The 10484-nt window shown below is 67.4% G+C and carries 10 protein-coding genes; 3 read left to right on the top strand and 7 right to left on the bottom strand.

Features of this window, described 5'->3' with window-relative positions; all coding sequences use genetic code 11:
- Positions 1-27 precede the first annotated feature (27 nt).
- The 5 genes from polX to IG65_RS0133205 form a co-directional block, all read right to left on the bottom strand.
- On the bottom strand, positions 28-1734 hold the full coding sequence (polX, locus tag IG65_RS0133185; protein WP_051757303.1) for a DNA polymerase/3'-5' exonuclease PolX: 1707 nt from the start codon (positions 1732-1734) through the stop codon (positions 28-30).
- A gap of 69 nt (positions 1735-1803) precedes the next feature.
- Positions 1804-2601: a sigma 54 modulation/S30EA ribosomal C-terminal domain-containing protein gene (locus IG65_RS0133190; RefSeq protein WP_051757304.1), complete on the bottom strand. Its 798-nt coding sequence runs from the start codon at positions 2599-2601 to the stop codon at positions 1804-1806.
- Positions 2602-2855: 254 nt separating this feature from the next.
- Positions 2856-3788: a ribose-phosphate pyrophosphokinase gene (locus IG65_RS0133195; protein ID WP_030518896.1), complete on the bottom strand. Its 933-nt coding sequence runs from the start codon at positions 3786-3788 to the stop codon at positions 2856-2858.
- 45 nt (positions 3789-3833) lie between these two features.
- Positions 3834-5162, bottom strand: coding sequence for a phosphoribosyltransferase family protein (locus IG65_RS0133200; protein WP_030518897.1), 1329 nt, complete (start codon positions 5160-5162; stop codon positions 3834-3836).
- A gap of 165 nt (positions 5163-5327) precedes the next feature.
- Complete coding sequence (locus IG65_RS0133205) at positions 5328-5972, bottom strand: DUF2267 domain-containing protein (protein ID WP_030518898.1); 645 nt, start codon at positions 5970-5972, stop codon at positions 5328-5330.
- Between the two features lie 410 nt (positions 5973-6382).
- Here IG65_RS0133205 and IG65_RS38760 point away from each other — a divergent pair, with 410 nt between their 5' ends.
- Together IG65_RS38760 and IG65_RS0133215 are read left to right on the top strand one after the other, a co-directional pair.
- Positions 6383-6889: an IS3 family transposase gene (locus IG65_RS38760; protein ID WP_197040013.1), complete on the top strand. Its 507-nt coding sequence runs from the start codon at positions 6383-6385 to the stop codon at positions 6887-6889.
- 62 nt (positions 6890-6951) lie between these two features.
- Positions 6952-7908 (top strand): glycoside hydrolase, encoded by a 957-nt coding sequence (locus IG65_RS0133215; RefSeq protein ID WP_231509607.1) that lies wholly within the window; start codon positions 6952-6954, stop codon positions 7906-7908.
- 278 nt (positions 7909-8186) lie between these two features.
- Here IG65_RS0133215 and IG65_RS36315 read toward each other — a convergent pair whose 3' ends face one another.
- Both IG65_RS36315 and IG65_RS0133230 read right to left on the bottom strand, forming a co-directional pair.
- Positions 8187-8867 carry a DUF4232 domain-containing protein gene (locus tag IG65_RS36315; protein ID WP_030518900.1) on the bottom strand — a complete coding sequence of 227 codons (681 nt, stop codon included), beginning with the start codon at positions 8865-8867 and terminating at the stop codon, positions 8187-8189.
- Positions 8868-9134: 267 nt separating this feature from the next.
- A complete protein-coding gene (locus IG65_RS0133230; RefSeq protein ID WP_030518901.1) occupies positions 9135-9572 on the bottom strand; it encodes a nuclear transport factor 2 family protein in 438 nt (145 codons plus the stop codon).
- A 46-nt stretch (positions 9573-9618) separates the two neighbouring features.
- On the opposite strand from IG65_RS0133230, the gene IG65_RS0133235 reads away from it, so the two are divergent.
- Positions 9619-10134: a helix-turn-helix domain-containing protein gene (locus tag IG65_RS0133235; RefSeq protein ID WP_030518902.1), complete on the top strand. Its 516-nt coding sequence runs from the start codon at positions 9619-9621 to the stop codon at positions 10132-10134.
- The last annotated feature ends 350 nt before the right edge of the window (positions 10135-10484 follow it).

Genomic DNA, 10484 nt, shown 5'->3' on the forward strand with positions numbered 1-10484 from the left:
CGAGCCACCACCGGAAACCGCGAACCCCTATAATCGACACCGCTCACGGGTGGGGAATTTCGGCGAGCACAAGTGGGGAACTTCGGCGAGCGCAGTCACGGTGGCCACTCCGAAGCGGATGTGGTCGAAATGGCGGACGGCGTGGGCGTCGGTGTCGATGGCGAACACCACCCCGTACCGGCGGGCCCGGCGGGCCAGTTCGTCGTCGAGGTCGAGCCGGTCGGGAAAGGCGTTGATTTCCAACGCCGTTCCGGTACGGGCGGCTGCGGCGAATACCGCATCGGCATCGAACTCGACCGGTGGCCGGCGGCCGAGGATGCGAGTGGTGGGGTGACCGATGATCTTGACGTACGGATTCTCCATCGCGGTGATCAACCGACGGGTGAGCACGTCGGGCGGCTGGTCGAAATGGGAGTGCAGCGAGGCGACGAGCACGTCGAATCCGGACAGGAACTCGTCGTCCCAGTCGAGACTGCCGTCGGCGGCGATGTTCAACTCCGAACCGTGGAGCACCGCGATGCCGGAATGTCGTGCGAGCGTGCGTAATTCGGCGCGTTGAGCCAGGGCTTTGGCGCGGGTCATGCGCTGCATCGCCATCGCCGGGGCGTGATCGGTGATGGCACAGTATTGATAGCCGCGTGCCGCGGCCGCGGCGACCATGTCGGCGGCCGAGGCCAGGCCATCGGTGAGGTCGGTGTGGACGTGCAGATCGCCGACGATATCGCAGACCCGCACCAGTTCGGGCAGCCCGCCCGCGGCCGCGGCCTCCACCTCTCCGCGGTCCTCGCGCAGGGTGGGTGGAATCCACGGCAGTCCGAGGGCGGCATAGATCTCCTCCTCGGTACCGGCGGCCACCAGCCGATCGTCGTCGACCCGGAACAGCCCGTACTCGCTGAGTTTGTATCCGGCGTGCACGGCGCGTTCGCGAATGCGGATGTTGTGGGCCTTGGACCCGGTGAAATACAGCAGCGCGGCACCCCACGTGTCGTCGGGAACCACCCGTAGATCCACCTGAATGCCTGTGGTGGTCACCACCGACGACTTGGTCGGGCCGTGCGCGAGCACCCGATCGGTCAGCGGCAGGCCGCAGAACCGGTCCATGACCCCAGGTGCGTCGGCCGTGTCGGCCGCCGCCAGCAGATCGACGTCGCCGACCGTGTCGCGCATGCGACGCAGCGATCCGGCGTAGCCGGCCCGGCACACCCCCGGCATGGCCGACAGCCGGGCGACGAGGTCCTCGGCAAGGTCGAGCGCGAACGCTATCGGGGTGCGCTGCCCGCTTTCGCGCATACTCCGGATAGCACGCGCGAGGTTGCGCTCACTGAGCTCACCCCATCCCTTCAGCCGGGCCAAATCGCCGGCCTGCAGGGCGGTCACCAGCTCGGGCATCGACGATATGCCCAGTTCCTGGTACACCTGGTGTGCCCGTTTGGGTCCGAGCCCGGGAACACCGAGCAGAGCGCGCAGGCCCGCGGGCAGTTGAGCGTGCAATTCGTCGAGATCGGCTATGTGGCCGGTACGGCGCAACTCCAGCAACCGGTCGGCGGTGTGGGCACCGACATCGGCGATGGCCAGCAGTCCCTTGCGGTCCAGCGTATCGAGTTCGACGGGACAACCGGCCACCGCGCGGGCTGCCTTCTCGTAGGACCGCACCCGGTACCGATCGCCGCCGGAGATCGCGATCAGATCCGCTATCTCCCGCAGTTGTTGTGCGGCAACATCGTTCGACCGCATGACAGCCTCCTGTCGCGAACCCGGGTCATCGGCGTGCCTGTTCCGACGGCCGGGCTGGGCCATCTGTGTTCATTCGGCGGTGAGTAGTCCATAGTGACCGTCGTAGCGGTGGTAGAGGATGCAGCCGCGGTGACGGTCCTGGTCGTCGAAGAACACGAACGGCCACCCGGTGAGCTCGAGGCGTTCGATGGCGCCGGTGGTCGTCGTCACCGGCGGGGGTGCTGGGCTGAGCGTGATCGGTACGCTGCCGCGTGTGACGGTGTCGGGCCGTGGGTCCACCTGGGCGAGTCGGTAGCCGTCGCCGCTGCGGTAGAGCACGCTGTCGACGCCGCTGCCCGACTCGGTGAACAGGTGGAAGTCGTAGTCCATCATCTCCATTTCGAACGCGGCTTCGTCACACGTTTCGTCGGTCAGCGCATACGACTTGTGCCGCACCACCTCGCGTTCTTCGGCCGGGCGCGGGAAGTAGGGAAGAGGGGTGCGGGGTGGGGCGTCGTGCCGCCATTCGTGCGGGCCCGGCTTCGGTTGCTGGCCGCGAATGCCTTCCCAATGCCGGGCCAGGCGTTCGAATCGCTCCGTCAACCGGGCCTCGAGCAGGTCGATCGCTTCCCGGACGGTGTCGGCGGTGACCTGAACTCGTATTCCGTGTCCATTCACATTCACGTTGGCCTGGGCGATGCTCGGTTTCGTGGCCGCGGGATCCGCGCGCTCGCTCAGGCGAACGCGCGCGGACAAGATCGGCTCGGGAGCGAAAGTGAGTGCGTGGCCGATCTTTTCGCGCGCGTAGTCGGCCGCGCCGGCCGAAACGTGGTGGCCGCTCGAAACCTGCAGCAGGGAATCGGTGCTCGTTGCTCGTGGACCCCTCATATCTGCAACCTGCCTTTGTCTCATGAAGTCCGTGTCGGATGGCGGTGGCGATCAGTGCTCGACGAGACCGACCGAGGGTTTGTCGGAACCCCTTCGGTTCGGCTCGCACTTCCAGCACATCGTGCGGAGCTGGTTCCCGGCCAGGGGCGAAGTTCCTCGGTCCTGCCCACCGAAGTCCTGACCGGTGAGGTATGCGGGAGGACCTGCGGCAGCCCGCCCCTGGTGCGGGACCGAAGTCTCCCGTGGCGGGTGGACTACCTTGCGGTTGCGCGTGCCGATGTGGGAAGAGGTTCGTCGTTGTGCAGGGCTGCGACGGCGTCGGCGAGTAGCGGCGCGATCGAGCACACCTCGAATTCGGGTGGGAGGTCGCGGTGGGCGACGGTGTCGGTGAGGAGTATGCGTTTCAGGCCGAATCGACGCAGGTGGCCCACCGCGCCGTGGGTGAACACGCCGTGCGTGGCCGCGACGGTGACGTCGGGTGCGGCGTGGCGACTGCGTACCAGCCCGAGCGCGGTGCTGATCGTGGCGCCGGTGGAGATCATGTCGTCGACGATCACCGGCAACCGGCCGCGCACGTCGCCGATCAGCTCGAGTGCGGTGACCTCGGTGCCGCTCAGCCGGCGTTTGCGCACCACAGCAAGAGGGTTCGGCGACACCTGCGCATAGCGCTCGGCCAGTTTCACCGCACCCTCGTCGGGCGCGACGACCACACGGTCCGACAGGGCGATCTCGCGGGCCAGGACGGGCACGGCGGTGAGTATCTCGACCGGAACAGGGCAGATCGCCTCCAGGGCCGAAGTATGCGGATCCACGACCACCAGGCGGTCCGCACCCGCGGCGGCGATGGCCCGGGTGAACACCGCGACTCCCACGGCTTGCCCGGCACGGATGCGTCGGTCCTGTCGGGCGTAGCCGAGGTAGGGCACGACTGCCGTCACCCGCGCCGCGTGGGCACGGCGGCAGGCGTCGAGCAACAGCAGCAATTCCGCGAGGTGGTCGTTGACCGGCGGCGGGGTCGGTTGCACCAGGTACACGTCGCTGCCGCCGACGTTCTCGACGGTCGGGAGCAGTTCGCCGTCGGGAAACCGTTCCAGCACGGTGTCGGGCGGGCCCACCCCCAGCAGGTTCGCGAGTGCACCGGCCAACTCCGGATTCGCACTGCCCGTGATGATGCGCAGCGTGGTCATGATCGCGTCGTGTCCTTCCCGGTCGCGGTCCTTCCTGCATCGCTCTCAGACGTGTTCGGATGGCCGGCTCATCGGCAGGTGGGCCACGAACCAGCCCCGGGCGAGGTCGGCGACGCTCTCCAATGCATCCGGTTGCGTGAACAGATGGTCGGCGCCGGGCACCACCGTGACTGTGCTCGCGCACGACATCGTCGCTTGCGCCCGCTGGTTCGACTTCAAAGTGAACGGATCATCGCCACCGGCGATGAGCAGGGTAGGTGTCCGCACCCGCGTCATGGCGTCGCGGGCCAGGTCGGGCCGGCCGCTTCGGGATACCACGGTGGCGATGTCGACCCGGGGGTCGGTGGTCGCCCGCAGCGCTGCCGCCGTCCCGGTGTCGGTTCCGAAGTACGCGATCCTCAGGCCCTCGGTGTGTGGTTGGTGAGTGAGCCAGTCGGTGACGTCCACCAGTCGGTCCGCGAGCAGGTCGATATCGAAAACCCGGGCTCGGTGAATCTCCTCGTCCGGGGTGAGCAGGTCGAACAGCAGGGTGCCGAGTCCCGCCTGCTGGAGTATTCCGGCGAGGTAGCGGTTGCGGGGGCTGTGGCGGCTACTTCCGCTGGGGTGCGCGAATACGATCAGGCCGATCGGGTCGGCGGGGATGGTGAGATGCCCGCACAGTTCGATGTTTCCGGTGATCACGTGCACGTCGTCGTCGCGCAGCGGGGGCGGTCCGGGCTCGGCGTGCGGCGGTTCGGGGGCACCTGTCGCCGCGCGGTCCAGCAGTTCGGCTATGTCGTCGTCGGAGGGCCGCGGGAAGCTGCGGTACCACTGGCCCACGGTGTGCGACCATGCCGGGGTTTCGAGGCAGATCACCTCGTCGGCCTCGCGTTTCAGGGTGTTCACCGCCTCGCGGGCGGCGACCGGTACGGCGAGCACCACCCTCGTTGCGCCGTGAGCGCGGGCGATCCGGCAGGCGGCGCGGGCGCTGGCTCCGGTGACCATCCCGTCATCGATGATCACGGCGGTGCGTCCGGCCACGGGGGTCGGTGGATGCCCGTGCCGGAATAGGGCGGCCCGGCGGGTGATTTCCGCCCGCTCGCGATGCTCGACCTCGGCCATCTCGTCCACGGTGAGTTTCGCTTGCTCGACGATGAACTCGTTGATGACGCGGACATCCTCGCCGATCGCCCCGAAGGCGAGTTCGGGTTGGTGTGGCACGCCGAGCCTGCGTACCGGAATTACATCCAGCGGTGCCCCGAGCGCTGTGGCGACCTCGAATGCCACCTGAACGCCGCCGCGGGGGATCCCGAGCACCACCATGTCCTCACCGTCCAAGGACTGCAATGGCACCGCCAGCCGTCGACCGGCGTCGCCACGATCGATGAACAACATGAGATCACCTTTCGAGATCCGGAACGGTGTACACGTCGTCAGCGACCTGCCTTGTGCCCACCCGTTCAGCAGTGGACCGACGCGGCCTCTTTCGCGGCATCGGCCGCAGCGGGCGGCAGCTGCTTCGGTTCCCTTCCCGTGGTGGCCGTGGTTCGCCGGAGCCGATCAGTGTCCGACGGACGGGGTGGTCAAATGCTCGCGCATGAGGAGGCGGTGAGCCTGCTGGGCTGCGGCCGATCGATGCTCCTCGCCGGTGGTCGGTAGCTCCTCGAGGCCGCGGGCGAGTACCGCTACCGCATCACCGAGCAGTTGCAGGCGGTGTTCGAGGGCGTCCATCCGGCTGCCGTCGCCGTGCCCCGGCGGCCGCGCGGTGTGCCGCGCACCTTCGGGGAAGCCGCGCAACAGCTCTCTCATCGGTGCCGGGAGCACCGCGAACAAGCCGTCGAACTGGCCGGAGGAGCAGCGTTGCAGCATCACCTCGGTCACCGCGCCCACCAGACCGGGCACCTGGTCACGGGGGACCCTGGCTTCGTGAGCGAATTGGGCGAGGAATTCGTCGGTGCCGTGCCGGACCGGTACATGGCCGGGCACCCAGTCCTCGTAGTAGACGCCGCGCAAAATTTCGGGTAATTGCGCGGTCAGACGGGCCGATGCCGCGACATCGAGGCGATCGCGCACAGTGTGCAGCCAGGCGCACACCACACGGTAGGTGAAGGCGCGGTCCTCGGTGCCGATCCGGTCGGCGACCGCATGGAGCCATTCGTGGGCGGTATGAACTGCCGGTGCCAGGGGATCGTGCTGCAATGACATACATCCAGCGTCGGACCGCAGGCGCCGCGCAACAAGGGTCCGATGTCACTTCACAGCAGGCGACGATGCGGTATATCCGCCACCGGTTCATGCCGGCCGGGGAATCGATGGTCCGCGCGCTGCCCGGTCTCGCGCGACGACGAGCAGTGTCGTCACGACCGGGAACCCGATCCGATCATCCATGCCGCCGGCACGGTCTCGGGCGGATTGCCCGGCGTCTCGGGCTCGGTGGACAAGCTCCCCGACGGAACGAGCGACACCACTGGTCGTCGGGTTCATCGACGAATACCGCCAGGTCTACGGCGTCGAGTCGATCTGCCGTGCGCTCGCCGCGCACGGAATCCAGATCGCGCCGCGGACCTACCGCACGCCGACGACCACCGTCGACTCGCGACGTCGCAGATGCACACGTGGAGAACGCATTACGCGATCTGGCCGGGCAGCCGGAGGAAATGTACGGGCGCCGGAAAATGACCCGCTATCTGCGCCGGAGAGGCCACCAGGTGGCCTTCTGCACCGTGGATCGAATCATGCGTGAAGTCGGCATGAACGGCATCGTGCGAGGCCGCAAGCTGCGCACCACGATCCCTGCCAGGGACGGGATACGCGCCGGTGACAAGCTCAACCGCGACTTCACCGCCAGCGCACCCAACCGCGTGTGGATCGCAGACTTCAGTTGTCGTTGTCTTTCGCGCGATTACTACCTGAACCCTGTAGAGACGGCATCGCCCCGGCTCGCAGACCAGATGGCGCGCATGCCTCATCTCCACGGCCCACGCAGCAGAGTCCGGCGGCCGCCCGGGACGGCCGGCGTCGGCGCCTGTGCTGCCACCACAACAGCAGCATATCGACCTACTCACCACGCGCGGTGTGTCAGCAATCATTCAGCGTTCACGGGCTGGATAATCCGCATATGACGTCGATCGGGCTGTCCCGCAGAGCGATGCTCGCCCTGGCAGCGAGCGTACCGTTGAGCGTTGTGGCATCCCGACGCGCAGTGGCCGTCGCCCCGCCGATCCGATACACGATGACGGCGTTCACCAACGCCAGCCAGACCGATATGTGGGTCTACGAATCCACCGACGCAACGAATTTCCGGCTCGTCCAGGCCGACGCCTACCGTCCGCCGGACGCCGACCCCGCCGACACCCCGGCGGCGGCGGCCACGACCAAGAAGGGCTTGTGCCGCGACCCCAGCATCTTTCGTCACATCGACGGCGAGTACTACGTGACGTACACGACCGCATGGGAAGGCAACACCATCGGGTTCGCTCGCAGCCGCGACCGGATCCACTGGGAGTTTCTGTACGAGTACACGATTCCGTTCGATGGTGTCACCCATACCTGGGCGCCGGAATGGTTCGTCGACCGTGACGGCACGGTCAGCGTCCTGGTGAACATCGACGACGGCACGGTCTTCCGGCCCTGCGTCATGACCGCGACCACCTCATCGCTGAGCCGGCTGCATTGGACCACGCCCATACCGCTGGCAGGCGTCATTCCCGCACCGGGCGGCCTGGGCTACATCGACACCACGGTCAAGTTGTCGCAGGGACGCTACTACGCGTTCGTCAAGAACGAATCGACCAAGAACGTCGAGGTCGCGGTGGCCGACCGCCTGGTCGGCCCGTACACGTTCGCGCGAACCGGGAACTGGGCGCGCTGGGGCGGACCGGGCCCGGGACAACCGCGCGAGGGACAGTGCGTGATCCCGCTCCCCGACGGCCGATGGCGGATCTACCTGGATGCCTACGACCTCGACGAACCCACGCACGGTCACTATCTCTACAGCGACACCGTCACCGGCGACCTGCTCGGCGAGTGGACCACACCGAAGGACCTGCCCGTCCTTTCCGGTTTCGTCCGCCACTTCACCGTGTTACCCGAACAGCTGAACACCGGCCCGCAACCGGGCCCGAAGCCCGTCACGCGGTGAGGACGATCGGGCCGCGGCCTGCCCGCACCGACCAGGCACCCGCGGCCCCGCTCTGGGCATAGTCACGGAACGCGCGGACCGCCGGAGCCGGCGGCCGGTCCGCGGTCCAGACCAGGCCGATCTCGCGAAAAGCGGGCGGGTGCAACGGCTTGCCCTCCCGACATGACCTCCCGGTTGCCGCACCGGCGATCGCTGTGGGCACCGCCTGCGGCCTTCCCGCACAGGGAACGGGAAGGCCGGATCCCATCGTGGGAGGAAGGACCTATCAGCAGCAGCGCCTACAGCGGCGTGATCGCTCGGACGACGAGCATGCGCTGCGGGCTCGGGCAGATCAGGTTGTCCCAGGGCAGCCACAGCGATTCGGTGTTGTCGGGCGGGTAGACGCGCAGGGTGGTGGTGCGCAGGGCTGCGCAATCGTTGATCTGCTTGGGATAGGTGATGAACTCGAATTGAGCTGCCCCGCCCGGTGTGAGCGTGACCGGAGCGGGCTTGGGCGCCTGCGGACCCTCGTCCCGCACGGCGGGCTCGCCCACCGGGTCATCGCTCGGGCCGTTGGTTTGCGAGACGCCCGGGAAACCTTGCAGGACACAGGTTCGCGAGCTGGAGTTGATGAACCGTAGGAACCAGTCCCCTCCCACCGGGCCGCCGACCCCCTTATCCAAACGGAGTTGGGCGGTCACACACTTCGGGAAGGCGGTGTCGGCGGGAGTAGCCGGGTCGGCGGCAGCGGTTCCGGGCGCCGGCACGACCGTAGCCTCGGCCGTCTCGGGGACGCTGCCGCCGGGCTCGGTCGCGTGTCCCGATTGGGCGGGTTGCCCGGTTCGTGCTGACGGCTGCGAAGTTTGGGCCGCCGGAGTAGTTGTGGACAGCGACCCGGGAGTGGAGGCCGGGTCGCAACCGCTGACGGTGATCGCGATGCTCGCCGCGAAGCCGGCAACAATCAGTGACTTGGTACGCATGAGTCCCCCTCGAGTCCGATACCGCAACCGTTCGCACGCATATCGATCCGTACCAGCCCCCCGTTACGCCGCGGCGTCAGCAAGAATTCGCGTAAGCGGCTGCCGTCCAACACAGTTCGCCGCCAATTTCACTCAAACTATGCGTCGTGCCGGCCCAGTATTCCTTGCTGTGGCGCGGGGGCGACGGCCGGTGCGGCTGCTGAGCGGCTTCGTGGTCCCAATCGTGGTGGTGGCGTGGAGGTCGTCTATCGCGTGTTGCCGACCGCCTCACAGCGATCGGGCGATCACCCCGTCTGCCTGCTGCCGGTCGAGGGCGCGTTGCAGGGTCAGGGTGTCCTCCAGGACCAGATCGTCCACCAGCTTGCCCCAGCGCAGGGTGAGCCACTGCATCGCGGTGTTGCGGTAACCGCTGCCATCGGCCAGGGTTCCGCTCACCCGCAGCTGGACCGCGACCTTCGTTCTCCAGGGCGGGCCGCTGGAGACCACATCCACCAATTCCAGGCGCAGTCCCGGCAGCAGTTGATCGAAGCGAGCGAACCAATCGCGAAACGCCTCCGGTCCGCGCAGGTCGGCACCGAGCGGGGTATCGCCGAGAAAGCGGAATCGCAGATCCGGTGCCGCCATCGCCACGGCGGCGTCGTGATCGCCCGAGCCGGTGCGGCGCCACGTTCTCCGGACCAGGAACCGTACGATGGTGTGATACATAAAACGACTGTAAGCAGCTAGCTTGCTTAAAGCAAGGGACTCGAAGATGGGGCGAAAGAACTTCCACGAGATCGCGTGCTCGATCGCGCGTTCGGCGTCGATCGTCGGAGACTCGTGGACCCTGCTGATCCTTCGCGATGCGGCACTGGACCTGCGGCGTTTCGAGGAGTTGCAGCGCGACCTCGGTATCGCCACCAACGTGCTGAGCCAGCGATTGCAGCGGCTGGTGGACCAGGGCGTATTGCGCCGTCACCGGTACGAGCAGCGGCCCGACCGATACGAATACCACCTGACCGACAAGGGTCAGGAGTTGATTCCGGTGCTGTTCGCCCTCATGGCTTGGGGTGATAAATGGGAATCCGGGACCGAGGGGCCGCCGCTGGTTCTGCACCATCGCACGTGCGGTCATCGAGTCGAGGCGAAGGTGACATGCGATGGCTGCGGCGGCGAGCTGACGCCGGAATCGGTTGTCTATCAGCCAGGTCCGGGCGGCCGCACCGGCGAAGGTACCGCGCTGATCGCGACCGTGCTGAATTCCGCGGGCGACCGCACAACACCGTGAACGAGATCGGTTCGCCGCCGGCGGTTCGTCTCCTGGCGCACAAGGATCCCAGCTGGCGCCCCGCTACGAACCGGGATCAACGGCCCGTGCTTGCCTCGCCGCCCAGAGGGAGCGCCGCGGTCCGGCGCTTGTTCGCACCAGCGGGCCGCGCACCGGAGACCGGCCGCTGTCCAGCGGCGCCGGCGCCAGAGCCGAACGTTCGAGCTTGTAGACCGCTGTGGCATCGTGCGTGAGTTGCCTGGTGCACACGGCTAGGTTCTGTGTCGAAGTGAAGTGAGGGCGGCCCTTTGAGCCGCCCTCACTCGTGTCGCAGCCACTGATTGATGACAGCGATGTGGACGGTCGCCAGG

Origin of the sequence: Nocardia sp. NRRL WC-3656 (assembly GCF_000720265.1) — a bacterium.
Taxonomy (GTDB): Bacteria; Actinomycetota; Actinomycetes; order Mycobacteriales; family Mycobacteriaceae; genus Nocardia; species Nocardia nova.